The organism is Streptomyces sp. 378, assembly GCF_030124145.1.
GTDB lineage: Bacteria > Actinomycetota > Actinomycetes > Streptomycetales > Streptomycetaceae > Streptomyces.
The window spans coordinates 222,602-248,986 of sequence record NZ_JASKMS010000010.1 but is presented as its reverse complement, the minus strand read 5'-3'; the positions used below and the strand labels follow the sequence as shown (position 1 = coordinate 248,986).

At 70.8% G+C, this 26,385-nt stretch carries 23 protein-coding genes; 11 read left to right on the top strand and 12 right to left on the bottom strand.

What is annotated here, in order from left to right; genetic code table 11:
* Positions 1 to 219: 219 nt before the first annotated feature.
* From QNO09_RS16850 to QNO09_RS39965, 4 genes are all read right to left on the bottom strand, one after another.
* Entirely contained in the window at positions 220 to 2,874 is a 2,655-nt protein-coding gene (locus QNO09_RS16850) for a glycosyl hydrolase (RefSeq protein WP_283970994.1), read from the bottom strand.
* A 539-nt stretch (positions 2,875 to 3,413) separates the two neighbouring features.
* A complete protein-coding gene (locus tag QNO09_RS16845; RefSeq protein ID WP_283970993.1) occupies positions 3,414 to 5,006 on the bottom strand; it encodes an MFS transporter in 1,593 nt (530 codons plus the stop codon).
* A gap of 128 nt (positions 5,007 to 5,134) precedes the next feature.
* A complete protein-coding gene (locus QNO09_RS16840) occupies positions 5,135 to 5,596 on the bottom strand; it encodes a hypothetical protein (protein WP_502962305.1) in 462 nt (153 codons plus the stop codon).
* Positions 5,593 to 5,730 carry a hypothetical protein gene (locus tag QNO09_RS39965; protein WP_502962304.1) on the bottom strand — a complete coding sequence of 46 codons (138 nt, stop codon included), beginning with the start codon at positions 5,728 to 5,730 and terminating at the stop codon, positions 5,593 to 5,595. The genes QNO09_RS16840 and QNO09_RS39965 overlap by 4 nt, the downstream gene beginning before the upstream one ends.
* Positions 5,731 to 5,833: 103 nt before the next feature.
* On the opposite strand from QNO09_RS39965, the gene QNO09_RS16835 reads away from it, so the two are divergent.
* Entirely contained in the window at positions 5,834 to 6,424 is a 591-nt protein-coding gene (locus QNO09_RS16835) for a helix-turn-helix domain-containing protein (RefSeq protein ID WP_283970992.1), read from the top strand.
* A 127-nt stretch (positions 6,425 to 6,551) separates the two neighbouring features.
* Positions 6,552 to 7,424: a class I SAM-dependent methyltransferase gene (locus QNO09_RS16830; RefSeq protein ID WP_283970991.1), complete on the top strand. Its 873-nt coding sequence runs from the start codon at positions 6,552 to 6,554 to the stop codon at positions 7,422 to 7,424.
* Positions 7,425 to 7,594: 170 nt separating this feature from the next.
* On the opposite strand, the gene QNO09_RS16825 is transcribed toward QNO09_RS16830, so the two are convergent.
* Complete coding sequence (locus QNO09_RS16825; protein ID WP_283970990.1) at positions 7,595 to 7,792, bottom strand: hypothetical protein; 198 nt, start codon at positions 7,790 to 7,792, stop codon at positions 7,595 to 7,597.
* 106 nt (positions 7,793 to 7,898) lie between these two features.
* Here QNO09_RS16825 and QNO09_RS16820 point away from each other — a divergent pair, with 106 nt between their 5' ends.
* From QNO09_RS16820 to QNO09_RS16795, 6 genes are all read left to right on the top strand, one after another.
* Entirely contained in the window at positions 7,899 to 9,485 is a 1,587-nt protein-coding gene (locus QNO09_RS16820; protein ID WP_283970989.1) for an ABC transporter substrate-binding protein, read from the top strand.
* Positions 9,486 to 9,508: 23 nt separating this feature from the next.
* Positions 9,509 to 10,477, top strand: a complete 969-nt coding sequence (locus QNO09_RS16815) for an ABC transporter permease (RefSeq protein ID WP_283970988.1) — start codon at positions 9,509 to 9,511, stop codon at positions 10,475 to 10,477.
* A complete protein-coding gene (locus QNO09_RS16810; protein ID WP_283970987.1) occupies positions 10,467 to 11,360 on the top strand; it encodes an ABC transporter permease in 894 nt (297 codons plus the stop codon). Before QNO09_RS16815 ends, QNO09_RS16810 begins: the two co-directional genes overlap by 11 nt.
* Before the next feature lie 56 nt (positions 11,361 to 11,416).
* The gene (locus tag QNO09_RS16805; RefSeq protein WP_283971019.1) at positions 11,417 to 12,343 is read left to right on the top strand and encodes an ABC transporter ATP-binding protein; all 927 of its coding nucleotides are present in this window, start codon (positions 11,417 to 11,419) and stop codon (positions 12,341 to 12,343) included.
* Positions 12,336 to 13,001 carry an ABC transporter ATP-binding protein gene (locus tag QNO09_RS16800; protein WP_283970986.1) on the top strand — a complete coding sequence of 222 codons (666 nt, stop codon included), beginning with the start codon at positions 12,336 to 12,338 and terminating at the stop codon, positions 12,999 to 13,001. The genes QNO09_RS16805 and QNO09_RS16800 overlap by 8 nt, the downstream gene beginning before the upstream one ends.
* 465 nt (positions 13,002 to 13,466) lie before the next feature.
* Complete coding sequence (locus QNO09_RS16795; RefSeq protein WP_283970985.1) at positions 13,467 to 13,742, top strand: hypothetical protein; 276 nt, start codon at positions 13,467 to 13,469, stop codon at positions 13,740 to 13,742.
* A gap of 294 nt (positions 13,743 to 14,036) precedes the next feature.
* Here the strand turns inward: QNO09_RS16795 and QNO09_RS16790 are convergent, their stop codons facing one another.
* The 4 genes from QNO09_RS16790 to QNO09_RS16775 all read right to left on the bottom strand — a co-directional run bounded on the left by QNO09_RS16790 (position 14,037) and on the right by QNO09_RS16775 (position 17,405).
* Entirely contained in the window at positions 14,037 to 15,083 is a 1,047-nt protein-coding gene (locus QNO09_RS16790; RefSeq protein WP_283970984.1) for a PP2C family protein-serine/threonine phosphatase, read from the bottom strand.
* A gap of 304 nt (positions 15,084 to 15,387) precedes the next feature.
* Positions 15,388 to 16,320 carry an anti-sigma factor RsbA family regulatory protein gene (locus tag QNO09_RS16785; protein ID WP_283970983.1) on the bottom strand — a complete coding sequence of 311 codons (933 nt, stop codon included), beginning with the start codon at positions 16,318 to 16,320 and terminating at the stop codon, positions 15,388 to 15,390.
* Complete coding sequence (locus QNO09_RS16780; protein WP_502962307.1) at positions 16,320 to 16,577, bottom strand: STAS domain-containing protein; 258 nt, start codon at positions 16,575 to 16,577, stop codon at positions 16,320 to 16,322. Before QNO09_RS16780 ends, QNO09_RS16785 begins: the two co-directional genes overlap by 1 nt.
* Before the next feature lie 423 nt (positions 16,578 to 17,000).
* Positions 17,001 to 17,405 carry an ATP-binding protein gene (locus QNO09_RS16775; RefSeq protein WP_283970981.1) on the bottom strand — a complete coding sequence of 135 codons (405 nt, stop codon included), beginning with the start codon at positions 17,403 to 17,405 and terminating at the stop codon, positions 17,001 to 17,003.
* 266 nt (positions 17,406 to 17,671) lie between these two features.
* Here QNO09_RS16775 and QNO09_RS16770 point away from each other — a divergent pair, with 266 nt between their 5' ends.
* The 3 genes from QNO09_RS16770 (at position 17,672) to QNO09_RS16760 (ending at position 21,462) form a co-directional block, all read left to right on the top strand.
* Positions 17,672 to 18,202: a methanogen output domain 1-containing protein gene (locus tag QNO09_RS16770; RefSeq protein ID WP_283970980.1), complete on the top strand. Its 531-nt coding sequence runs from the start codon at positions 17,672 to 17,674 to the stop codon at positions 18,200 to 18,202.
* The gene (locus QNO09_RS16765; RefSeq protein WP_283970979.1) at positions 18,199 to 19,779 is read left to right on the top strand and encodes a SpoIIE family protein phosphatase; all 1,581 of its coding nucleotides are present in this window, start codon (positions 18,199 to 18,201) and stop codon (positions 19,777 to 19,779) included. The genes QNO09_RS16770 and QNO09_RS16765 overlap by 4 nt, the downstream gene beginning before the upstream one ends.
* A 735-nt stretch (positions 19,780 to 20,514) precedes the next feature.
* A complete protein-coding gene (locus tag QNO09_RS16760) occupies positions 20,515 to 21,462 on the top strand; it encodes a DMT family transporter (protein WP_283970978.1) in 948 nt (315 codons plus the stop codon).
* A 5-nt stretch (positions 21,463 to 21,467) separates the two neighbouring features.
* Here the strand turns inward: QNO09_RS16760 and QNO09_RS16755 are convergent, their stop codons facing one another.
* The 3 genes from QNO09_RS16755 to QNO09_RS16745 form a co-directional block, all read right to left on the bottom strand.
* Positions 21,468 to 22,805, bottom strand: a complete 1,338-nt coding sequence (locus tag QNO09_RS16755; protein WP_283970977.1) for a glycosyltransferase — start codon at positions 22,803 to 22,805, stop codon at positions 21,468 to 21,470.
* Between the two features lie 219 nt (positions 22,806 to 23,024).
* On the bottom strand, positions 23,025 to 24,329 hold the full coding sequence (locus QNO09_RS16750; protein WP_283971018.1) for an RICIN domain-containing protein: 1,305 nt from the start codon (positions 24,327 to 24,329) through the stop codon (positions 23,025 to 23,027).
* 100 nt (positions 24,330 to 24,429) lie between these two features.
* Positions 24,430 to 25,860 carry an endo-1,4-beta-xylanase gene (locus QNO09_RS16745; protein ID WP_283970976.1) on the bottom strand — a complete coding sequence of 477 codons (1,431 nt, stop codon included), beginning with the start codon at positions 25,858 to 25,860 and terminating at the stop codon, positions 24,430 to 24,432.
* Positions 25,861 to 26,385 lie beyond the last annotated feature (525 nt).

The following is a 26,385-nucleotide window of genomic DNA, read 5'->3' as shown; positions in this document are numbered from 1 at the left end:
GCCTGTGCCCGCGCCGGCGTCCTCGACCACACCTGTCCGCGCGACCGCTGAGGGCGCGGAGCGCACGGCCCGCGTCGAAAGGCTGGGGAGGAGGTCAAACGGTCATCGGGTCGGTCCATCGGACCGCAGGCCCCTCTCCCCGCCTCCCCCGCCTCCCCCGCCTCCGCATGTCAGGTCGTGCTGCTCCGGCTCACGTCACGACCGCCGTACGCCGGAGGATCACCGCAGACGCCGTACATCGATGGACCAGATCCCGCGTCCGTGCGTGGCTGCGTACAGGCGCCCGTCCGGACCGGTCTTGAGCTGGAGCACGGCAGTGGTCGGCAGGTTGGTGCCGGCCACCTTCCAGCCGGACGACTTCGGTGTGCGGACCAGTACGCCGAGGTCCGTGCCCAGGGCGATCGTGCCGTTCTTCAGCAGGACCACCGAGTTGGCGGGCACGTCCGGCAGGTTGCCGGAGATGTCCGTCCAGGTCGTGCCGCCGTCCTTGGTCTCGAAGAGGTGGCCGACGCCCGCGCCGGGGCCCTCCGTCCACTTGCGTGAGAAGCCGTTGACGGCGAGCAGGACGTGGTCGGCGTTCGCCGGGTCGACGGCGAGACCGGACAGGTAGCGGTTGGGCACCGTGCTCTCGGCCGGCAGGTTCAGCTCGTGCCAGCCGGTGCCGTCGGCGTTGCCGACCGCGACGCCCCGGGCGAAGCCCTGGTTGTTGCAGGGGCCGCACCAGGCCGCGTACACCTTGCCGCCGGAGGACGCGACCGCCGTGGCCGTGCGGCCCTCGCCCAGGTCGAAGGCCTTGAACCACTCGTCACCGCTGCGGATCCCGTAGCCCTTGGTGTTGATCCAGATGTGGCGGCCGCCGGCGACCCAGGTGTTCTTGTCCTTGATGTCGGCGCTCAGCGGCGCGATGAAGCGCGCCTCGGCCGTCTCGCTGTCGGGCGGCGCGACCGAGTACGACGTGGCCTTCGACGGGTCGTCGATCCAACTGCCTTCGTTCACCGCGCAGTTCTGCGTGACGGACACCGAGAGATAGACGTACTCCTCGGCGATGTTGCACCCGTTGTCCGGGTCGGTGATCGTGTCGCCGCCGTCGCCGCCGAAGTTGGAGCCCATCACGCGGTCGCCGGGCCGCAGCATGGACTGGCCGTTGTCCTGCAGGCCGCCGGTGACGGCGATGCCTCGCCTGTCCGGGTCGTTGCCGACGCCCACCGAGTAGTACTGCAGGGCGTCCATCGTTCCGTCGTTCAGGGACGTCCAGTCGGTGGCGTGACCGTCGGCGTTCGCGCTGCCGTCGACCGGGCGCCGGTAGACGCCGCCGTCGTTGCCGACGAGGACGTACGGCTTGCCGTAGTAGCTGCCGATCGCCACCGCGTGCTGGTCGGGGTGCGTGGTCTGCGGGCAGTCGCCGGACTGCTTGGCCGGGTCGATGGACCAGCAGTCGAAGCCGAAGTTCCAGTACGGGCCCGGGACCGTCCAGGTCTTGCCGCCGTCCTTGGTCTCGAAGACCTCCTCCAGACCGGCGTACACATGGTCGGGGTTCTTCGGGTCGACGGTGAGGAACTGGTTGTACCAGGCCTGGATGCCGGGCTGGTAGCCGTCGCCGGTGAGCGCCGAGCCGGAGTCGCGCAGCTGCTTGTAGTCGGCGATCTTCGTCCACGTGCCGGTCGGCGAGCCGGACTTGGAGACGTAGATGCCCGCGAGGCCGCTGTCCGGGTTGGTCGCCATCTGCTGCGGCGACTGGTCGATGGCGTAGTACCGCGAGCCGTCCGCGCTGCGCGCGAAGCTGACGTTGCCGACGTCCTCCGCGCTGGTCGGCAGCTCACCGAGGTCGGTCAGCCGCTCCCAGCCGTTACGGCCCTTGGTGTAGAAGCCGTTGTAGGTGTCGCCGCTGCGCCAGCCGATGGCGAGAACGGTTTTGTTCGGGTCCTTGGGATCGATCGCGATGTCGCTCGCGATGTTCTTGTACGCGGCACTCTGGTCGTCGTCCTTCGGACCGCCCGGCAGATAGTCCGGGTTGGGCGCGAACTCCAGCTTCCAGGGGCCCTTGAGCGTCTTGGTGCTGTGGCTCCACACGCCCCGCGTGGTCGCCGCCCACACCTTGTCGCCGCCGAACCGCAGCGCGTTGACGGACGTCGACTCCAGCTCGTCGCCGCCGACCCGGTCGCGCCGGCTGAACTTGCCGTGGCGCGGGTCCTTCAGGACGTAGACGCCGGTGCCGAGGAAGGCGGTCGCGCTGGTGTTGGCCTCTCCGGTGGCGTACCAGAGGCGGCCGCGCGGGTCGAGCTGGAGATCGCCGGTGGACAGGGCGGGCAGCTCGTCGGAGATGTTCGTCCAGTGGCCGCCGCCGGTCCGCGACCGGAACACACCGCCGTTGGCCGAGCCCGCGTACACATTGCCGCGGTCGTCGGCCGCCATGCCGGTCACCCGGCCGGTCACCTTGCCCGCGCCGCCGCTGGAGTTGGAGTTGATGTCCCGGTAGCGGGGGTCGTCGGCGTCGTACGGCAGCCGGGTGTTGTTGCGCCAACCGCCCTTGGTGCTGGGCAGGTTCAGCATTTCGCCGTACGCCGCCCCGAACGCGCCCGGCGCCACGATGCCGCCCGGCGCGGTGCGGGCCTGGGCGTACTCCTCCGCCCGCGCGGCGATGTGCTCGTTCTCCTCGCCGCCGTCTCCCGGTTCCTCTTCCCCTGGTTCCTCCTCCGCCGAAAGCGACAGACCCCCCTGCTGTTCATGCAGGTGGGCCCGTTCGTCCAGGACACGGACGCCGAACGGATCGTCGCCGCCGGGTGCCGCCTGGGCCTGAGTGATCGTCAGGCCCAGCGCGGCAGAGGTGGCGAGTACCGCCCATATGCGTCTCGCTCGCCGACCGCTGACTGCCATGAAGTGCCTCCCCTGAGAAGCGCGTGATGCACATGACATTTGCTGTGAAACAGCTTTGATCAAAGGGGAGTTGCAGGGGAGCTGAAAATGGCAATCAGTGTGTAAAAGAATCTTCAGCGGCGCAGCGCCGGGCAGCGAGGCAGTGAACCCTGCGCAGGGCCTTGAAGGTGACCTCAAGCAGGGCGTTGGCGCGCTGGGCCGCGCTCGTCGTCGCCGAGTATGACCGTGCCGTCCCGGATCTCCGCGGAGCGGCGCCGCCGGGAGACGCGGCACGACGACGGGTGGGCGGCGGACTGGCACATCGGGTTCGTCCTGGACGACTCACCCGCCCGTGACCACCCCGAGCCCGGCCTCATGTACACCTGGCTGCACCTGAAGGGGCAGGCAGCCGCCATGCGCCGGGAGAACGGGGAGGCGCACCGTCCGCACGGGCGGGTGATCGGTCCCGACTTCAGCGGCTTGAACCGGCCCCCGGTGAGCGGCCGGCGAACGCGGTGTCCGCGGGGCGGTCTGCTTGCTGTGGCCCGGCTCTTGTGCGGTCAGCCGACGGAGACGGCCTCAGCGGGGTCTGTCTCGTCCGCGACCGCGGAGGGTGTGTTCTCGGGGCCGCGGAGGGCGATGTAGACGAACAGGGCGCCCATGATGACGGCGCCTGCCCACATGGCCTGCTGCCAGCCGTCGACGAATGACTGCTGCGCCGCGTGGAGCAGGTCTGGTGCGTGTGGTCCGGTGCTGCCCGCCACTTCAACGGCGTTGGCGACGCCTTCTCGGGCGGTGTCCGCGGGGCCTCGGGGGATGCCGTGCAGCTTGTCGTCGATGGCGTGGCGGTAGCCGGCGGACACGAGCGCGCCGAGCAGGGCGACGCCGAGTGCGGTGCCGAACTCGCGGGTGACGTCGTTGAGGGCGGAGGCGACGCCCTGCTTCTCGCGTGGCAGGGAGGCGGTGATGGCCTCCGTGGACGGGGTCATCGACAGGCCCATGCCGATGCCCATGGCGAGCAGGCCGGGCAGGACGGACAGGTAGCCGCCGCCGACGGAGACGAACAGCGCCATGAGCGCCATGCCGACGCCGGCCAGTGCGATGCCCACGACCATGGTCGAGCGGGCGCCGATCCCTGCGGCCAGCTTGGGGGCCAGGCCGGAGGCCGTCATCATCGCGACGGCCATGGGCATCATCGCGACCGTGGACAGCAGGCCCGACCAGCCGAGTACGGCCTGGAAGAACGGGAAGAGGACCACGCCGATGCCCGCCTGGACACCGAAGACCACCAGCAGCGTGATCGAGCCGCCCGACAGTCCGCGCTCCCGGAACAACCGCACGTCCAGCAGGGAGGCGTCGCGGCGGTGCAGCTCCCAGGCCACGAACCCGACCGTGGCGATGAGGCCGACGGTCAGGCTGATCAGCGTCGCGGGGGCGGTCCAGCCGCGTTCGGGGCCTTCCTGCAGGACGAAGATGAGGCCGGTCACGGCGGTCGCGGAGAGCAGGGCGCCGACGGTGTCGAATCGGTGGGCCGAGGTCTCGCGGGAGTTGGGAACCGACTTCGGCGTCATGGCCAGGGCCACGAGGACCAGGACCGCCGGCAGGACGAACAGCCAGCGCCAGTCGGCGACGTCGACGAGGAGCGCGGAGAGGAACATGCCCAGGATGCCGCCGCCTCCGGCGACGCCGGTCCACACGCCGATCGCCCTGCCGCGCTGCTCTTCGGGGAAGGTGGAGGTGATGACGGCGAGCGTGATCGGCATGATCATGGCGGCACCGATGCCGCCGGCCACGCGGGCGGCGAGCATCACTTCGGCCGTCGGGGCCAAGCCGGCGACCACGGTGGCGAGGCCGAAGACTCCCAGGCCGGCGATGAGCATGGGCTTGCGGCCCAGGCGGTCGCCCAGGGCGCCGAGCGGCAGCAGCAGCGCGGCCAGGGCGAGGGTGTAGATGTTGATGATCCACAGGACCGTGCTCTGGGAGGCGCCGAATTCCACGGCCATGTGGGTCTGCGCGACGTTCAGCCCGGTCACCGAGGCGATGACCGCCATCAGGGCGATGGAGACGGTGATCAAGATCATGCGCAGCTGACGTGCGTCGGGGGCCACCTGGCCACTGGCTTGCGCGGGCTGTACGGGCTGGTTCGTACTCATGGATTCCTCTCAAAAGGGCATGCCGAGTGAGCGCCGGAGCAGGACCGGTCGCCGGGTGAAGGGGGTGGGCGGGGCCCGGGCCGCCGCACGCATCGAGGGTGTGCAGCGGCCGGTACCGCGCCGGATGTTCAGAGGGCGGGAGTTTCGCCCTGGGCTGCGGTGAGGGCCGCGTCGGTGTCCGCGGTGGCCGGCACCCTGCTGATGCGGGCGCCGACCGCTGCGGAGGCGCCGACCTGGGCGGCGAGGTCGGTGGCGTTGCCCGCCACCCACACGCCCGGCACCTCGGTGGTGCCCGCCATGCCGGAGGCGAAGCCGCGGCCCGTGTTGTCGGGCGGGCCGGTGGCCACCAGGACCCGGCGCGCACTCACGCTCCGTCCGTCGGCCAGGGTGACGGCGAACCGCGGATCCCCGTCCGTCGACGGGGCGGCGGGCTCGGCCGAAGCCACCTCGCCGAAGGCGGCGCGCCCTCCGTACCGGCGCACTTGCTCCCGGCCTCGCTGAAGGATCCCGGGCGGCGGGGTGCCGTCCAGGACGATGAAGCCGTGCATGGCCTCGGCGGGCGCGTTGCGCGCGGAGCCGCTGTCGATCACGACGACCGAGCGGCGAGAGCGGGCGAGGTCAGCGCACCGGTCAGCCCTGCGGCGCCCCCGCCGATCACCACCGCGTCGACGGTCCCACCGGCCAATGCGTCGCTCGCGTACGTCGCGTACGGAGAAGTTGTCACAGCCATGGCCTCCTGCCTTTCCTCCTCCACTGGTCCCAGACGTTGCGGACCATCTGCGCACGACGTTAAGCCGGTCTTGCCCTGAAGGCATACCCTGTTGCCCGTGACGCAAGAAGATGGAGATCTGGACAGCCTCGTACGCAAACGCATCCGCGCCTTGCGGGTGGCGCAGGGCTGGTCCTTGGAGGAGCTGGCCTCCCGCGCCCACCTCAGCCAGTCCTCGCTGAGCCGCATCGAGAACGGCCGGCGCCGCCTCGCACTGGATCAGCTGGTCACCCTCGCCCGCGCCCTGGACACCACGCTCGATCAGCTCGTGGAGACCGCCACCGACGACGTCGTCACCAGCCCGACGATCGACAGCACCCACGGCCTGATGCGCTGGACCATCAAGGCCGACCCCGGGATGAGCGTGGTGCGCCAGCGCATGACCGAACCGCCCCCCGAGAACCCGGCCCGCATGCGCGCCCACCCGGGGCGGGAATGGCTCGTCGTCCTGTCCGGCACGGCGATCCTCATGCTCGGCCACCGCCGCTTCCGGCTCGAGGCCAACCAGGCCGCCGAGTTCCCCACGATGATGCCGCACGCGATCGGCGCCGACGGCGGACCCTGCGAGATCCTGGGCATCTTCGACCGCGACGCCCGCCGCGGGCACCAGCGCGACAGCGGCGACGACCCCCAGGGCGCTCCCGAGTGACCGTGAGGCCGCGCGACGGCCGTCCCTGGCGGTGACATCTTGCGCGTCGGGCAGCGCCTGGACCATCACCTTGCGCAGACTGGGACACTTCGCGCCGCAGGCGCATATCCGTCTTAGCGTGCAGAGCATGAACAACGCACACACCCACACTCCCCACCACGGCGCTTCGCACCGTCACCACCACGAGCACGCAATGGACGGCCAAGCGGAGATCCTCGACCTGGACGCCGAGATCCTCGCCGAGCACACCGACTCCATCACCGCATGGCTGCCGCTGCAGACCGCCCCGCACCACATCGTGGACCTGGGTTGCGGCACGGGCGCGGGCACTTTCGCCCTTCTCAACCACTTCCCCAGCGCGCACATCACCGCCGTCGACGCCTCCGCCGAACACCTGCAGCGCCTGCGTACCAAGGCGTGCACCCGCGGCCTCCAAGAGCGCGTGCACACGGTGCAGGCCGACCTCGACGAAGCGACCTGGCCCGACCTCGGCTCACCAGACCTGGTCTGGGCGTCGGCCTCGATGCACCACATGGCCCACCCCGACCGCGCACTGCGCACCGTCCACAGCGCGCTCACGCCCGGCGGCCTGTTCGCCGTCGTCGAACTGGCCGGCCACCCTCGCTTCCTGCCCGAAAACGCCCCCGCGGACCGGCCCGGCCTGGAAGAGCGCGTCCACGCCGCAGCCGACCGCCGCCAAGCCGAACACATGCCCCACCGCGGCGCCGACTGGGGCCCCATGCTGACCGCCGCCGGCTTCACCGTCGAGGGCGAACGCACCATCGCCGCGAACCTCGAAGGCTCCCGCAGCGAAGCCATCGGCCGCTACGCCACCGGCGTCCTGCAGCGCATCCGCGGCGTCATCGCAGACAGGCTCTCCCCCGAGGACCTCACCGCGCTCGACCAGCTCCTCGACACCAGCAGCCCGCACAGCATCCTGCGCCGCGACGACCTGACGGTACGCACCGAGCGCACCGTCTGGGCTGCCCGCCGTACCTGACCACGGACAGTTCCTCTCGCCAGGGGGCCCGCCTCCGAGCCCGCGGGCGGTGATTACCGGACATCGGGCAGCGACTCAGTGGCTTCGACCCGGGTGCGGCCGGGTCGGCAGCGCCCGGACCGGAAGGTTGGGCTAGGACAGTGCGTAGAGCAACTGCAGGGTATTTCAGGTCAGTTGGTTACGGGGCCCACGACACGGACTCCCGGTACTCCCCGCCGTCCAGGACCCGAGCCGCCCGCGAACGCCTGTGAACCCACGGCACCTTCGTCCCGCACGCCCACGCAGCCGGTCTCCACATGACCGAGCGCATCCCGGCCGTCGCCCGCGACGACGCGTTCGGCCGCGTCGACGGCGAGTCTGGTGCTCACGCTCGGCGCCCCCTCACCACCCGGACCGACCGCGAGCCGAGGGGAGGCAGCTCTAATTGCCATTAGGATGCAACAACATTCGATCAGCAATAAGGGTGTGAGGTCCATGACGCTCCGACGGATACCAGGAGCCGCTGCCGCGGCGGCGCTACTGGCCGGGGTCGCCGCGTGCTCGGCCCCCGGCGGCGGCACGGACGAGGCCGGATCCGCCGATTCCGTCGTCATCGGCGTGGCCTCCGAGCCGGACACCCTCAGTCCTCTGCTCGGCTACGGCAAGGACGGCAACTCGAAGGTCTTCGACGGTCTGCTCGCCCGGGGCACCGACCTCACGCTGAGACCGGCTCTGGCGAAGGCACTGCCACAGGTCACCGACGGCGGCCTCACCTACACCTACACCCTGCGCGAGGGCGTGGAGTTCAGCGACGGCGAGCCGCTCACCTCCGCCGACGTGGTCTTCACGTACGAGACGATCCTCGACGCGAAGACCAACAACACCTCCCGCAGCGAGCTGGACGCCGTCAAGGACGTGCGGGCGGACGGCGACGACAAGGTCGTCTTCACCCTCAAGTACCCGTACGCGCCCTTCGCCGGGCGCACCGTCCTGCCCATCGTCCCCGAGCACATGGCCGGCGAGCAGGACCCCAACACCGGCGCCTTCAACACCAAGCCGGTCGGCACGGGGCCGTACGTCCTCGTGGGCTGGAGCAAGGGCGAGAAGCTCACCTTCAAGGCCAACCCGGACTACTGGGGCGGAACGCCGAAGGTGAAGAAGGTCACCATGGCGATCATCGAGGACGACGACGTGCGCGCCACCCGGCTGCGCTCCGGCGACCTCGACGGCGCGGTCCTTCCCCCCAACCTCGCCGCCACCTTCAAGAACGACAAGGCGAAGAAGACGTACGACGCGAAGACGTACGACTTCCGCACCGTCACCCTCCCCACCGCGAACAAGGTCACCGGGGACCGCGCCATCCGCCAGGCCCTGGACGCCGCCGTGGACCGCGAGACCATGGTCGACAAGATCCTCGACGGCTCCGGCCGCCCCGCGTACGGGCCGCTGCCCGTCGGCGACCCCTGGTTCGCCAAGGGCATCGAACGCGAGCAGGGCCTCGCCAAGGCCGAGCGGATCCTCGACCGGGCGGGCTGGAGGACCGGCGACGGCGGCATCCGCGCCAAGGACGGACAGCGGGCGTCCTTCACTCTCCTCTACCCCTCCGGCGACAAGGTCCGCCAGGACCACGCCCTCGCCTACGCCTCCGATGCCAAGAAGGCCGGCATCGAGGTGACGGCGGAGAGCGCCACCTGGGAGGTCATCGAGCCGCGGATGAAGAACACCGCCGTCCTCGCCGGCTTCGGCAGCAACGGCGACCCCGACTTCGGTCTCTACACCCTGCTGCACTCCTCACTCGGCGGAGACGGTTTCAACAACATGGGCCGCTACGACAACGCGGTCGTGGACAAGGCGCTCGACACCGGACGTCGCAGCTTCGACACAGCGGCCCGGAAGGCCGCCTATGACAACCTCCAGCGTGAACTGGTGAAGGACCCCGGCTACACCTTCCTCACCCACATCAACCACGTCTACGTCCTCGCCGACCGCTGGGACGGGCTGACCACACAGGTCGAGCCGCATGAGCACGGCTTCGCCAGCGGCCCGTGGTGGAACCTCGAAGCCTGGCAGCCGAAGAAGTGACGCCCTCCCTGCCCTGGGGAGCGATGGCACGCCTGGCGGGGCGGCGGCTGCTGTTCGCCGCCCCCGTCCTCCTCGTCGTGACCTTCGGCGTCTTCGCGATCGCCGCCGCCTCCCCTTTCGACCCCGTCAAGGCGTACGCCGGTACGGCCGCGCTCGGTGCCGACGCGCAGACGCTGGAGCGGTTGCGGGAGAACCTCGGCGTGGACCAGCCGTTCACCTCCCGCTGGTGGAACTGGCTGACCTCCGCGCTCGGCGGCGACCTCGGCCAGTCCACCGTCATGCGGCAGCCGGTCGCCCAGGTCATCGGCGAACGTCTCGTCTGGTCCACGCTGTTGTGCGCCGTCGCCTTCGCGGTGGCCGTGCTGACCGGCACCGTGCTCGGAGTGCTGGCGGCCCGCCGTCCCGGCTCCACGCTCGACCGGATCGTCACCTCCCTCGCCTACTCCCTGGAGGCGGCACCCGTCTTCTGGATCGCCCTGCTGGCCGTCTGGCTCTTCGCCCTGCAGTGGGGCGTGCTCCCGGCCGGCGGCCTCACCGACACCGCCAGCGAACAGGTCACGCCGGGGCAGGTCGCGAGCCACCTCGTCCTGCCCGCAGGAGTGCTCGCCGTCTCCCAACTTCCCTGGTTCACCTTGTATGTCCGCCAAGGCGTCGGCGACGCACTCGCCGAGGACCCCGTGCGCGGAGCCCGTGCCCGAGGGCTGAGCGAGCACACCGTCCTGCTCGGCCACGCCCTGCGCTCCGGACTGCTGCCCGTCCTCACGCTGGTCGGCTCCCGCGTCCCTGAACTCATCACCGGAGCCCTGCTGGTGGAGAGCGTCTTCAGCTGGCCCGGCATCGCGGCGGCCACCGTCGAGGCGGCCACCGCCGTCGACTTCCCGCTGCTCGCCGCACTGACCACGCTGGCCACCGCCGCCGTGCTCCTCGGCAACCTGCTCGCCGACCTCCTCTACGGCCTGTTCGACCCGAGGGTGAAGTTCAGTGACATGTGACGCTCCCGCCGACTCCCCTTCCGGGACCGCCTGGCGGTCCTACGGCGCCAACCGCCGCTCGACCCGCGCGGTGCGGGTGCGCCTGTCAGCCGCGCTGGTGACCGCGACCGTCCTCGCCGTCCTCCTCGTACCGCCGCTGGTCCAGCTCGACCAGCAGGCCGTCGACCTGGGCGCGAAGCTGCTGCCACCGAGCTGGTCCCACCCCTTCGGCACCGACGACCTCGGCCGGGACCTGCTCCTGCGCTGCGTCTACGGCCTGCGCGTCTCCCTGCTGGTCGGCGTGGCGGCCGCGCTCACGGCGACCGTGATCGGCACGGCCGTCGGAGCGACCGCCGGAGCCCTGGGCGGCTGGGTCGACCGTGGCGTCATGCGGCTGGTCGACACGTTCTCCTCCGTGCCGCATCTGCTGCTCGGGATCTTCATCGTCGCCATGTTCCGGCCGGGGGTGTGGCCGGTGGTGGTCTCGGTCGCGCTCACCCACTGGCTGTCCACCGCCCGCATCGCCCGCGCCGAGGTCCTCTCCCTGCGCTCGCGGCCGTACATCGACGCCGCCGTCTCCGGAGGGGCGTCGCGGTGGCGGGTGGCGGTACGGCATCTGCTGCCCGCCGTACTGCCCCAGGCGGCGCTGGCCGCGGTACTCATGGTGCCGCACGCCATGTGGCACGAATCCGCCCTCTCCTTCCTCGGACTCGGCCTGCCCACCCACACCGCCAGCCTCGGCACCCTCATTCAGAGCGCCCGAGGCTCGCTGCTGGCCGGGCAGTGGTGGCCCACGCTCTTCCCCGGCCTGTTCATCATCGTCCCCACCCTCGCCATCGCCGGTCTCGCCGGAGCCTGGCGGGAGCGGATCAATCCCCGCCGCCGATCGGAGCTGATGCTGTGACGCTCACAGAGCGACATCCCGTCCTGTCCGTGCGCGGGCTGTCCGTGCGTTTCCTCATGCCCGGCGGACGCCGGATCGCCGCCGTCACCGACGTCCACTTCGACGTGGCGGCCGGCGAATGCCTGGCACTGATCGGCGAGAGCGGCTGCGGCAAATCGGTCCTCGCCTCCGCCCTCCTCGGCCTCCTCCCGGCGAACGCCCAAGCAGCCGGCGAGGCCCACCTCGGCGACCTGGACCTGCTCACCGCCGACGAACGCACCCTCGCCCGGACAGTACGGGGCCGCCTGATCGGGCTCATCCCGCAGAGCCCCGCCGCACACCTCACCCCCGTGCGCACGGTCCGCTCCCAACTCGAGGAAACCGTGGCCGCGTTGACCCGCACCCGTGGACGTGCCGCCGTACGGGCCGCGGCGGAGACTGCCGCGGAGCGCGCCGCGTTCCCCACCGGCCACCTCGACCGCCACCCGCACGAGCTCTCCGGCGGCCTCGCCCAGCGCGCCGCCACCGCCCTCGCCCTCGTCGGCGACGCGCCGTTGTTGCTCGCCGACGAACCGACCACCGGACTCGACCGCGATCTGGTGGACCACACGGTCGACGAACTACGGCGCCACGTCGACGCCGACGACGAGGGCGGCCCGGGCCGGGCCCTGCTTGTGATCACCCATGACCTCACAGCCGCCGAACGCATCGCCGACCGGGTGGCCGTGATGTACGCGGGCCGGATCGTCGAACTCACCGACGCGGAAACGTTCTTCGGCGCCCCCGGCCCCCGGCACCCCTACAGCATCGGCCTGCTCCGGGCCCTCCCCGAGCGCGCCTTCACCCCGATCCCCGGAATGCCACCCGAACTGGGCGACCTTCCCGACGGGTGCGCCTTCGCCCCCCGTTGCGAGCGCGCCTCCAAAGCCTGTGCCACTCTGCCGCCGACGGCTGCCGAAGTCGCCTGTCACCATCCGCACGTTCCGGAGGACATCCGTGCTTGAACTGCGTGCCATCACCGCCGGGTACGACAGGAAAGCCCCGGTCGTGCGCGACGCCTCCCTGACCGTCGCCCCCGGTGAGGCCGTCGGTCTGCTCGGCCCCAGCGGCTGCGGCAAATCCACCCTCGCCCGCGTCGCGGCCCTGCTGCACCGCCCCGACTCCGGCACGCTGCACCTCGACGGCGACGCCGTGCACCGCTGGCGCCAACGGGCCCCGCGCGCCCAGCGCACCGCCTTCGGCGTGGTCTTCCAACAGCCCCGCCTCTCCGCCGACCCCCGGCTGCGGCTCACCGACCTGATCGCCGAGCCCCTGCGCGCGGTCGGCCGCCGCGACGAGATCCCGGAACGCGTCGCCGAACTGACAGCAGCCGTCGGCCTCACCCCCGATCTCCTGGACCGCCGCCCCCACGAGGTCAGCGACGGCCAGCTCCAACGCGCCTGCCTCGCCCGCGCCCTCGTGCTGCGCCCACGCTGGCTGATCTGTGACGAGATGGCCGCCATGCTGGACGCGTCCACCACCGCCGCCCTGGTGGCAGCCGTAGAGGACTACCGCGCCACCACCGGTGCCGGCCTCCTCACCGTCGGCCACGACCAGGTGCTCCTCGACCGCTGGTGCGACCGCACGCTCCACTGGGACGACGTCACCGGCCGCCCCCGCTGACAACGGGAAGGCTCCCCCCGGCATCGGGCCCGCGGGACCCTCCGTCGTGCCGTCTGCCGGTGAACGGCGAGAAGACGATCACGAGGCAGGACGTTCGGGGTGCGCTGCTGGTACGACACCGTTGGTGCACTCCATCACCCCCGGCGCCACGGCGGCCACGCTGCAGCTGCTGCTGTCCAAGTGGTTGTCGGAAATGTACGAGTGGCCGGCCACCGAAGCGGCCCACCAGAGGATTCCGGTCGGCTCCCCGACACGGTCTCCACCGACACGGTCGCGGACATCACCGCCGGGCTCGATGGGTCCCTTACCGCAGGGCTTCCTGCTGCTCTGGGGCCCCAAAAAGCGTCCGCGGACTGCCGATGACCGGCGCCCCGCATTCCCGCGCACCGCCTTCGTGTCCGGGCAGGTCTGTGGGGTACACGGTCAGTCTCCAGCGAGTACCAGCGGAACAACTCCTTCGAGGAGATGACCCAGATGATCGTCCTCGGATTGCTCCTCCTGGCCGCCACAGGCGCTTTCACCGGCCTGGTGATCGCCGACAACCTTTCCGGCGGACCCGAGTACACCGTGTCCGTACTAGGTCAGGACATCGCCACCATGAACGCGCTGGCCATCTTCTGCTCCGGCCTGGCCCTCGCGCTGATCTTCGCTCTGGGCCTCAGTGCGGCAAGCGCAGCCGTCCACCGCCACCGCAAGCACCCTCGCGCGTACATGAGTCACCCGGGCAACCCCGACCACTGAGAAGCAGGCGCTCCAGAGGCCAGGATCGACCGGTCCTCTGCCGCCGGGCTCAGCTGCGCCACCGCCCGCGGCGTGGCCGGAGGCGCCGTGTGCATGGTCACCGCGGCACTGGTCGACACCTGGGACACAGATCGTCGCCTCGCTGCGCAGGGCGACGGCAACCGGCTGATGACTTCCGAGCGGCCGACACGCGGCCTGCTCAGGCAGGGGCGGACGGCCGCGCTGTACGGGTCTCAAACCTGCGAGCGACTCGAACCTGCGCGGCGCCACACCGCTGACGAGAGTCCGCAAGCGTCAGCGGTGCCGGAGCATCAATAGGGCCGCATCGTCGTGCAGCGGGCCGCTGACGTGCTGAAGCAGGTCCTGACGCAGCATCTCCAACGCCGTCTCAGGGTCACCTTCCTTCAAAAGGTGGGCACGCTCGGCAAGGGGGTAGAAGCGGCCCTTCGCGTCGCGCGCTTCGGTGATCCCATCGGTATACAGCAGGAGCTGGTCGCCCGGGAGAAAGTCGGCGCGAAACGGCTCCGGCGGCTCCGCGCCGTCAACGCCCAAACCGAGGGGGAGGGCGTAAGAGGAGGGCTCCGGCCAGGTGGTGGTGCCGTCGGCGCGGACCAGCAAGGGCGCCGGGTGACCGAAATTCAGGAAGGTGACCTCCTCGGACCTCACTTCGGCGAGGATGGCGGTGGCGAACTTCTCCGCACCCAACTGCCGATCGACAGCACGCTCCAGCCGGTACCCCACGGTTGCCAGGTCGGCCTCCTCCGGAGCCGCTTCCCGGAACGCGCCCAGGACCACGGCCGCGGTCTCCACCGCCTCCAGTCCCTTGCCCTGGACATCGCCCACGATCACCCGCACCCCATGCGGCGAGGTGACGACTTCGTAGAGATCACCGCCGATGCGTGCCTCGGCGACGGCGGACATGTAACAGACGGCCACACGCACGCGCCCGGCAAGCCGCGGTACCGGTTTGAGGAGCACCCGTTGCGCGGCCTCGGCGATGGAGCGCACGTTGTCCAGCGCCGCCTCACGCTGCTGTCGCATGGACACGGCCAGGAGGCCGGCCGCGGTCACGCCGAGGACCGAAGCGATGCTCATCACACCGCGTGAGTCGTCGAGCAGGTCGTTGTACCACCCCAGGCCGACGCACAAGAACAGCGCGATCCCGCCGGCGCAGGCAGTGCGCCGCCAGCTGCCCACGAGCGGGGCGAAGGCAGGTCCCAGCGACACCAAGGGAAGGAAGACCACCGCCGGACCGACAGCGAGATCAGCCACCGTGACGGCGGCCATCATGGCGAAAGGCAGAAGCGACAGCACGGTGAGACGGTGGTTCCTCGGCCTCATGCCGTCCTCCCTCGCCTCTCCGGCTCGGTCCCCGTCCGTGGCGGCAACTCCCAAGCTGCGGCGCACAAGATCCATGGTGACAGACGGTCCCGGCTCTCGCTCCGCACGGGACGGGACACGACCAAGCGCCGCCCATCCGCGGTGCGAGCGGAGTGCCTCCCCCCTGGGTCAGACCTGTGCGGTGGCGGCCACAGCCCTGTCCACCCGCTCTCGCCCGCCCCATTGCTCAGCGACCCCACCGTCCGGGGACGGACATGAGGGCGACCTCCCCATGAGAGTGAGCAGGGCCGTCACGTTGTCCTGGTCAGGCGGGGAGGTAGCAGCGGATGGTGGTGCCGTCAGGTCCGGTGTGGACACGGACGAGGTCGGCGAGCTGGTGGACGAGCAGGAGTCCACGGCCACCGGGCTGCGTGGGATTCGGCGGGCGGCGGCCGGCCAGCGGATCAGTGAACTGTCCGCCGTCGTGGACCTCGCAGACGATCCGGCCGTTCTCGGGCCAGATGCGCAGTGTCCCCGAGCCGGCGCCGTGGACGACACTGTTGGTGGTCAGCTCCGCCACCGCGAGTTCCAGATCCCCCAGGCTCACGCCGGACACGCCCAGGGACCGCGCCTGGGACACGGCGAAGTCGCGGGCGTCGGGCAGTGTCCGCGCGGCGAACGGGCGGGCTGCGGCGCCGAGTGGGGCGAGCAGGGGCTCGTTGTAGCGGTCGATGATCTGCTCGGGGCTGTAGGCGGCAGACTGACTCTCGCCATCCGCGTCGATGACGACCGGGTGGGTGGCCAGGGCGTCACTGAGAGCCTGCTTCTCCAGCCGGTCGGCGTCGTAGGGGCACAGGATGGTTACCCGGCGCCCGGTGAAAGCGGCGTTGATCAGCGCCTCGTGCTGCACGCACGCCGGGTATTCGACAGCGGAACGACCCTGCCAGATCGGCTCGCCGATGATGCGGACCCGGCGGGCTCCCGTGTGGGCGTCGGCGAACTTGCGCAGCACGCTGGGGATGATGCGGCCGGGGTTCCGGCCGGCCTGGGTCATGTCGATGAAACGGACCTCCGCCGCTCGCGCACCCAGCCCCTCGCGGATCAGCTCCAGGCGATCCGGCGGGGCCGCGACGGCTGCGGGCTCACCGGCGTCCAGTCCTTCCCGCAGGAAGGGAACCGTTCCCGCCGTGTACTGGTCCGTGCCTCGGTAGAAGAGCGCCGGGTGGACGAAGGGCTCGTGCGAGGTGGCTGTGCTCATCACGCAGCCACCTCGATCGCGGCAAGCCCGGGCCAGAAAAGCTCCAGGATGCGGGGCAGCTGCGCCGGAGGCCGGTGAAGCACGATCCGCTGCCCTTCGGAGAGACACTGGGCGGTGATCGCCAGGTCCGTCACACCGGCCACATCGACGAACCTCACCCGGGACAGATCCACGTGCAGCACGTCCGCGCGACGCTCGACCAGTTGCTCCAGCGCCTGCTGCCAGACGGTCCGTGTGTTCACGCTGATCTCCCCCATCGCCCCCAGCCCGGAACTGTCAGGCAACGGATTGATCTGCAGTAGCGCACCATGTGGCGGCGCGTCGGAGGGCCCGCCCACGCCAGGTGGGACATCCACGGTCTTCCCCCAGTTCCCCCGGGCTGGGCCGCACGCCGGCCCCATCTCGATCAGCTGACACGATACCCGGCCGGGCACCGAGGACGCCCAGCCGGCCAAGGGATGGAATGCGGCCCGCGGTCCTCTCACGTCCTGCGCGAACTGTGGTCCGCGTCTCGTCCCGTGGGAGTTCCTGATCGCGTCTTGCCTTTCGACCTGGAGACCACCAGGCCACAGCACCCGGCAGGGTCGGCGTGGCTCCCGGTGAGGCGAGCTGTGGCGGGTCAGGGGCCCCGCTCCGCCGGAGTCTTCCCGATGGGCGATCCGCGCCGGGAAGGGGCGGGCTCAGGATTCGAGGCTGAGTTCCGCCCAGACCGTTTTGCCGGGGTGGCGTGGGGTGACGCCCCAACGTAGGGCGAGTCGTTCGAGGAGCTGCATGCCGAAGCCACCGGGCTCGGTGTTCGCAGTGGCGTGCATGCGGGGCAGGCGGTCGCCGTGATCGCTGACCGCGATGCGCAGCAGCCGCCCGTTCCACGTGACTCGGATCAAGGGGGGACCGGCGCCATGGCGGATGGCGTTGGTGATCAGTTCCGAGACGAGCAGTTCGGCGGTCTGGATCACCGGGTGCCGACGCAGCGGCCCGCCGAAACCTTCCACACAGTCGCGGACCCAGTGCCGGGCGTCCGCGATGCTCGCCGTGACCGCGGGAAAACGCGACTCGCAGCATGGGATGGTCGGTTCGCCTCTCACGAGCTTCCTCCAGCGGGGTGGCCCAACGCCGCCGCCGACAGACGCGGTGCGCAGCCGACGGCAGCCACCTGTCGAGTACCCCTGGCCACCTGGTGAACCATCTGTGCCGACCGGGAGACCGAGAGATTTCGTGAAGGTCATCCGTCGATGGGGGCACAGGGCTGGTGGTGGCGGGCTGGAGGACGCTGGCAGAATCAGATCCCGTCATGGCAAATGAGGCCACGCCGGTCGCGTTGCGGCCATGGCCTGAGGGTGAGGGAGCCGGCATGGGACGGGTTTCGGATGTGGAGATTCCACTGGACCGTGATGTGTTCCTGCGGACTCTGGTGCGTGAGCTGGCGACATCGCTGGAGTCGGTGATCGGCCTGGAGGAGGCGTCCGGCTACGTCAGCCTGGTGGGGCAGGCCGTCGGCACGCAGATCGACGAGATGTACCTCAAGGCGCTGGGAGCCGACCGGCTCACAGGTGAGCAGGTCGCCGAAGCACTCGTGGATCTCAAGCAACGCATCAACGGTGACTTCTACGTCATCGAGCACGACGAAAGGAAGATCGTGCTGGGCAACCGGGCGTGCCCGTTCGCCGAGAAGGTGGTGGGCCGGGAGTCGATGTGCATGATGACGTCCAACGTCTTCGGCACCATCGCCGCCCGCAACCTGGGCTACGCGCGGGTGGAGCTGGAGGAGACCATCGCGCGCGGCGACGCGGGCTGCCGGGTGGTGGTGCACCTGGTCCCCGACGTGGACGTCGAGACAGTGAGCGGCCGTGAGTACTTCGGCGATCCGGCTGTGGCTCCATGACCCTTGGCCTCTTCCAGGCCATCACCAAACCGCTGCCTCACCCGGTGCTGCTGTGCGGGGCCGACGGCCGCGTGCTGGCCGCCAACCCGGCAGCCGGTCGCTGTGACGACCGGCTGCGCCCGGGCGCCAGCCTGTTCGATCTGCGGCCCGACGACACACCGCGGCTGCGTCAGCAGCTGACTGTTTGGCTGCGCAGCGGCAGCCCCGTGCCCGGCGCGCTGATCCTCAAGGACGCCGACGGCCGCCTGCGGCGTTTTCGCTGTCACGGGGCGCGGGCCACGTGGTGGGACGGCCCGCAGCCGGCGGCACAGCTGCATTTTGTCGAGGCCGGGGCGTCCGACCGGTTCGTCGTGCTCAGCCAGCAGGTAGAGGCGTTGAACCGGGAGGTGGCCTTCCGCCGGGCCACCGAGGTGGACCGGGCACGGCTGCTGGCCGCCGAACAGGCCGCCCGCGCCCAGTTGCAGCACCTGTACGACCTGACTGCCGCCCTGGCCGGCGCGATCACCCTCGCGCAGGTGTCCCGCGTCGTCAACGAGGTGGCGCCGCCCGCTCTGGGGGCCACCGCGGCGGAGCTCTACCTGCACTCGGCGAGGCTGGTGCCGCCCCTGCAGCCGGAGGACAACGCCCGTCCAGCCAACGCGGGGGGCTGGACCGACCTGGACCGACCCTCTTCCTCGGACGGCTCGCTTCCCTGTGAGGCCGCGGATGCGGTTCCGCTCGCGCTGTCGCTGGAGGCGGACGGTGTCCAGCTGGGCATGCTGATCGTCTACGGCTCGCACAGCTCCACCACTTCCGAGCACGTGACGGCTGTGGCCCAGCAGATCGCCCAGGCCCTGCGCCGGGCCGGGCTCCACGAGCACGAGCACCGGGTCGCCGAACGCCTCCAGCTCAGCCTGCTGCCCCAACTGCCACACCTGCCCGGCCTGGCGACGGCCACCTGCTATGCCCCCGGCAGTGACCTGCTCTCGGTCGGCGGCGACTGGTACGACGTCTACGACGTGGACGCCGATCGCATCGGCCTGAGCATCGGCGACGTCGCCGGCCACGGACTGCACGAAGCGACCGTCATGGCACAGATCACCGCCGCCCTGCGCAACATCGTGCCGCGCTGCGGCACCGACCCCACCGCTGTCCTGGACGAACTCAACACCTTCCTGGGCCGCTACCACCCGAACCGCATGGCCACCGCCTGCTACCTGGTCTTCGACCGCCGCACCCGCGCCCTGACCTACGCCAGAGCCGGCCATCCGCCGCCCCTTCTCATCCACGCCGACGGCTCCAGCGCCTACCTCGACCACGCCATCGCACCCCCGCTCGGACCCGTCCGGAACATCTGCTACCAACAGGCCGATACCATCGTGGCCGAGAACGACACCCTGCTGCTGTACACCGACGGCCTGATCGAGCGCCGCCGCGAAGACCTCGCCCTCGGCATGCAACGCCTCACAGCCTGCGCCCGCACCACCACCGGCCTGGACATCGCCGAACTGTGCGACCGCTTCCTGCACCACCAGCCCGAGGCGGCGTTCCCCGACGACCGGGCCATGCTGGCCGCCCGCTTCCCCCCACATGCCTGACCGGCCTTGCCCCTCCCAGGACAACAGCCGCACCGGCACCGAGGACGACGGCGGGTCCCAGCGGTTCGGCAGGCGCCGGAGAGTACTCACCGCGGAGGACGGCCCGGCGGCCTCGGGAAGGGAGAGCTCATGTGCGACGGACCGCACAAGGACTGGGCAAGGCATGTTCCGGAGGGTTGGAGACGCCTGACTCCCGGGGAGGCATGGACAGCGGATCTCCCGCAGCGCGGGCGTCCACGTTCTGTTCGCACGACCGACACCCCCAGAGGCCCATGTCTTCCGCAGCCGCCGACGTGATCCGGGCAGGCCGGTCCACCGCCGTGCCGGAGCCCTCCTCGGACCGACCGCCGTCGGCCCGCCGGTCCTGCCGCGCGCTGTCGTCGCGGAGACGGCGGGGAACCGCCGCTCCCGTCTCCCCGGGCTCGCCGCGCCGGGCGTTCCTGACGACCGGGAGTACCCACGGTGGAGCACCTCTGCGGGCGCGTCCGGGCGCTCGCCCGACCGGCTGGTTCCGGGCTCCGGTGCCGGGTCGGCAGTCATGACCGGCCGCGACACCACGTACATCCTCGGCCCGGGGCCGTACTCCGTCACCGTCGGCGCCCGGCGCAGCGGGCCCCGGTGGCGGTTCGACCGACCCTGCGTGAGCGGCCGAGCGAACGCTCCCCTGCCAAGGCCGCCCGGCGTCTCGCGCACGCCTGACCCGCTGCCACGCCGCCTCGTGACCCCGGTCACCACATGATCGTCGCCGTTCTCGCTTCCCTCGCCTCCGGTGCCTGCTTCGCCGGGGCCGGTGTGCTCCAGCAGCGGTCGGCGAGTGCCCGCCCGGCGGACGAGGCGTTGTCCTGGCGGTTGCTGTGGCATCTGCTGCGACAGCGCATGTGGGTGTCCGGCATCGCACTCGCGATCGTGGCCTATATGTTCCAGGCCCTGGCGCTGGCGTTCGGTCCGCTGAGTCTGGTGCAGCCGTTGATCGTCTGCGAGCTGCTCTTCGCCATTCCGCTGTCGGCCCGGCTGTACCGGGTGCGGCTGGGGGCCCGGGAGTGGGGCGGCGTCCTGGCCGTGGCGGCCGGTCTGTCCGCCGTTCTGGTCACGACCCGGCCCAGTGGTGGGGATCCCGCGACGGCGCGCCTCGGTCCGTGGCTGCTGGCGATGGGAGCGGTCGCGGCCGTGACGGTCGGGGCGCTGGTCGCGCGTACGTGCGTCACCGGCGTCTGGAGGGCCTCCCTCATCGCCCTGGCCGCCGGTACCGTCATGGGATTCCAGTCGGTGCTGCTGAACGCGACCGTGGCCCGGGTGCCCCGTGGATTCGCCGCGGTCTTCTCGGCCTGGCAGACGTACCTCCTGGTGGTGGCGAGCATCGGCGGGCTGCTGCTCATTCAGAGCGCGTTCCGGGAGGGGCCGCTCGCCGCCACCATGACGGTGATGGACACGGCCGAGCCGGTCGTCGCCGTGGCGGTCGGAACCACGTTGTTCGGCGAGACGCTGCGCCTCGACTGGCCGCTCGCGGCCCTCACCGTGTCGGGTGTCGCGGCGACCGTCATCGGCATCATCCGCCTGGACACCTCACCGGCCATCACGGCGCTGCACCGGCAGGACGCACTACGGCGGGAACAGGCGGCCGGAGACGGAGGGTCCGTGCCATCGGCTCCCGAGGACGAGCCGCCCCGCGGCACCCGGCGGTGAGCGCCTCAGGGCCGGCCGGCGCCCGCTCGCTCCACGACCCCGGCGGCCTGAAGCCAGACGGGCAGGAGGTCCTCCTCCATGACCTGCGTCCACGTGGGGTGCCGGGTGCGTGCGGTGTGGGCCGCCCGCCGCCCCATGGCCCGCCGCGGACCGGGCCGGGCCACCAGGCTCTCCAGCGCCCGGGCCCAGCCCTCCGGGGTGTCGTCCCGCACCGCCAGGCCGTCGTGACCGGGGGCGGCCAGCCACTGCGTGGTCTCCGCGCGCTCCGGCAGGACCACGGGCAGGCCGCATCCCATCGCCTCCGCGACCACGTTGCCGACGGTCTCGGTGTGCGAGGGGAAGGCGAAGACGTCGCAGGCGGCGTACACCTGTGCCAGCCGGTCCTGCGGCTGCTGTCCGAGCAGGGTCACGTGAGGCCCCAGCAGTTCCTTGAGACTGCCGGTTTCGGCGCCGGAACCGACGATGACCAGATGGGCGGGGTGTCCGCGCTGTCCGAGCCGATGGACCGCCGCCCCGAGGAGAGGAGCGCCTTTCGAGGCATCCACCCGGCCGACGAACAGCACCAGGGGCCGGTCCCCGGGGACGTGGTGGCGGCGGGCCAGTTCCGCGCGGGCCGCCGGGTCGGGGCGGAACCGGTCGTGGTCGACACCGCGGCGCAGCAGGGACAGACGGCCGGGTCCGACGAGCGCGCCCATCTCCTCCGCGGCGTGCGGTGAGGAGGCGAGGACCCGGTCGCAGCGCCGCAGCAGCCGGTCGCGCCGGCGTCGCAGGAGCTGTTCCGCCAGGTGCGGCAGGCCGGCCGCGGGCCGATCGGCGACCTTGGTGAGACCGGGCAGTTTCCCGATCATCTGGCGGGTGTAGACGGACGCCAGGGCCGGGACGTCCGTGTGGAGGGAGCTCACCAGGCCCGGGCGCGGTGCGAGGGAGGCGCGGCGGGCGAGCCGGTCGGCGGTCATGGCGAACGCGAAACTGTGGGTGAGGTGCCAGACGTCGTGACGGGGCAGCAGTCCGGCGAGGCGGGGGTGGTGGGGTGCGAGGTCGGTGATGTCCACACCTCCCATGACGGGCATGACCGCAGCCGTGCTCAGGACCGGTCGCAGTGCCACGAACCGCACTCGGGGTGACAGTTCCTCGACGTGTTCGCGGTGTCCGAGCACGTAGATGGTGAGATCGACGGCGGCTCCGTCGCTCCCCTGCCGGGCCGCCGCCTCGGCGAACCGCTCCCAGCACTTCACATGTCCGCCGGACGACTCGTTCCTGACCAGTTCCATCAGGACCGCGACGGACGTGACCTCTGGAGACCTCGCGACAGTGCCGCCTCTGTGGGACGGGGTGGTACGCATGCCACCAGGGGTACCCGCCGGGCGCCGTCGGCATCCGCCGGGCGCCGCGCAGCCTCCGCCGGGCTCCTCCGGCGCACGGTCAGCGGGCTGCTGGAGCCTGGGAACGGCGCGGTCTCCCACCCGGCAGGCCACAGCAGCAGGGGGCTGACCAGACCCTGAGGCAGACGTCGGTGGAGTGGAGCCAGGATCGTCCTGGCTCCACTCCGTGGTGCGGACGTGTCACTGGAACTGTGCGAAGAACCTCCAGATCTCTGCCTTGGTCCAGGTGGTGACGCCGCTTTCGCCGCCGGAGCCGTCGACCGGACCGGGTCCGTGGCCTCCGTCGAACGCGGCCCATTGGACCGGGTATCCGGCACGGCAGCCCGAGTAGGTGGTGGTGATGTGCGTTCGGCTGCCCGGCGCGGGCTCGCGCGGGCTCTGGGCAGTGCAGCCGTTGTTGCGGACGAACCTGTCGCGCAGGGACCGTCCTTGCCCGATGTTGAGGACGTTGTCGCTGATGCCGTGGATCCCGAAGTAGGCGATGGGCTGGTTGCCGCCGCTGCACCCGCTGATCTGGGCGCCGGAGATGACGGCGACGGCCCTGAAGACGTTCGCCCGGCTGCATGCGAGTGCGTAACTCATACCGCCGCCCCAGCTGAATCCCGTGGCGAAGCGCTGTGCCGGGTTGACACAGAGGCCGCCCTCGATGCGCCGGATCATGTCGTCGACGAAGGTGACGTCCTCACCGCCCGCATTGGCCCAGCCGTTGCCGAGGCCCTGGGGGGCGACGAGGATCGCGCTGTTGTTTGACTGTTCCTGCTGGCCGTAGTAGGACCAGGCGTTCCCGCTCGTACCGCCCGAGGCGACGTCGCCGGCGGTTCCGCCCCGCCAGTGGAACGCGAAGATCAGCCGGTAGCGGTGGCTGCTGTCGTAGTTGGCGGGAACCCTGAGGATGAAGCTGCGGCTCTTGCCGCCGCTCTGGATCGTGTGGGTACCGCTCGTCAGAGCCGGGGCGCTGCCGCATCCGCCGCCACCCCCACCGGACGACAGCTTGATCATCTGCCACTGCTGGTTGGCGCCGCCCCAGTCGGAGTACTGGACGACGGTGCCGCCGTCGGCGGTGGAGGCGCCCTGCACCTCGACCGCCTTGCCGCTGCCGCGGTTGATCAGCCGGACGTGGCCGGCCTCGGAGTCGGCCAGGCGGAACTGCTGGTTGGCCCCGTTGTGGTCGGCCCACTGCTGGATCGCTGCACCGTCCGCGGCCGAGGAGCCGGCCACGTCGAGAACCTTGCCCGAATGCCGGGCCTTGAGGCGGTAGAAGCCGCCTCCGGAGTCCACGAACTGCCACTGCTGGTTGGTTCCGTCGTGGCGCGTCCACTGGCCGAGCCGGGCGCCGTCGGCGGTGGATGAGCCGGAGACGTCCAGCGCCTTGCCGCTGTTGCGGTTGACCAGGACGTACCAGGCGTTGGTGTCCACCGTCGCCGCCTCGGCGGGCGTCGGACGCACCGCGACGAGCGTGCCGATCGCGAGGGTCGCCGCCACCACGGCGGCGACCCGGGACCACCAGCGATGTCGCCGCACCGGAGCGGGGGAATCCGCACTACAGGTCTTCATCGATTCGCCCTTTCGTCTGCGACGGGCCCCATCAGGTGCGGGTCCAGCGTTGGTTGGCGCCGTTCGAGCAGGAGTAGAGCTGGATCAGGGTGCCGTTGGCGGTGCCGGCTCCGACGGCGTCGAGGCAGAGGCCGGACTGGACGCCCACGATGGATCCGTCGGAGTTGAGGCGCCATTTCTGGTTGTCGCCGCCCCAGCAGTTGTAGATCTGAACCTTGGCGCCGTTGCCGGTGCCGGCGGCGTCCAGGCACTTGTTGCCGTAGACCCTGAGCTCGCCGGCGGCGGTGTGCGTCCACCGCTGATTGGTGCCGTTGTTGCAGTCCCACAGCTGGAGCTGGGTGCCGTCGGTGGTGCTGGTGCCGGGCACGTCCAGGCAGCGGCCCGAACCGACGCCCTTGATCGGCCCGCCGTCCGGAGGGGGCGTGGTCGAGCCGCCGTTGAGTGCGTTGAGGACGGCGGTGTAGGCGGGCTTCTTGCTGCCGTTGTCGTTGAACAGCAGCGGCGTGTGCTCCCGTCGCCAGGAGTCGCTGTCGCGCACACCCCAGACGGTGATGCCGAGGCAGCGCGGGACGGCCAGGCAGTCGTTGGTCACGTTGGCGTAGGTCGTGGGCGAGGCGCCCTGGATGTCGAGCTCGGTGATGGCCACGTCGACGCCGAGGGCGGCGAAGCTCTGCAGGGTGGTGCGGAAGTTGCTGTTGTAGGGGCTGCCGCTGTTGAAGTGCGACTGGAAGCCGACGCAGTCGATCGGCACGCCGCGCTGCTTGAAGTCTCGGACCATGCGGTACATGGCCTGGGTTTTTGCCCAGGTCCAGTTCTCGACGTTGTAGTCGTTGTAGCAGAGCTTGGCGGCCGGATCGGCGGCGCGTGCGGTGCGGAACGCGACCTCGATCCAGTCGTTGCCGGTGCGTTGCAGGTTGGAGTTGCGTCGGGCTCCCGAATTGCCGTCCTCGAAGGCCTCGTTCACGACGTCCCACTGGGTGATCTTGCCCTTGTAGTGGGCCATCACGCCGTTGATGTGGCCGATCATCGCCTGGCGCAGCGCGCTGCCGTTGAGGCTCTGCATCCAGCCGGGCTGCTGGGAGTGCCAGGCCAGGGTGTGGCCGCGCACCTGCTTGCCGTTCTGCACCGCCCAGTTGTAGACGCGGTCAGCGGCGGTGAAGTTGAACTGGCCCCGCTGTGGTTCGGTGGCGTCGATCTTCATCTCGTTCTCGGCCGTCACCGAGTTGAACTCGCGGTTCGCGATCGTCGTGTACGCCGAATCGCCCAGCCTGCCCGAGGCGATGGCGGTGCCGAAGTAGCGGCCGCTCTGCGCCGCCGCGGCGCCGAGCGTGTTCTCGGCGGCGTGTGCGGGCGGCGGCGTCACCAGTGCGGTGACCGCGGCGAGGACGCCGACGACCGGCGTCAGCAGCAGGCCGCGGATTCTCCGGCGGACGACGGGTCCGGGAAGGGCATACGAGCCCATGGCTGTGCCTCCAAGGTAGGTGTCACGGAAGGACTGAAGCGCAGGGGAATGCGTCGTCCGCCCCCACGGACGGCACCCGGTCGGTCGTCGGGTGGCGTACGGCGGGGCGCGGCGGTGTTTCGACACAGGCATGGGGGCACTCCATCGCGGCTCGGCCAGGGGGACCGCCACACGGCGTCGCGCACCTCTCCGGCTGCGCGAAGAGCCAGGATGCGCTGGTGCGAACCTCACCGGTACGTGACGGGGTGGCGCAGGGTGCTGGGTGCTCTTGGTGCGCGGATCGGGTCGTGCGGCTGTGCGTAGATCTGCCGTGCAGCACAGGTGGTTCGACATCTCGAACCAAGGTCGGCGCCTCAGTCAGGATGATTGAGGCGTTGACGATGACTCGTCAATACTCCCCGCAGAACAAGTTTCGATTCTCCAATCGAAACATTCGCAGCATCCGGGGGGCCGAACCATCAGCCGGGGCGTCGCCGATGGCGGCTGCCACCGGGTGGGGCGAGACGCTGTTTGTGGACAGATCGG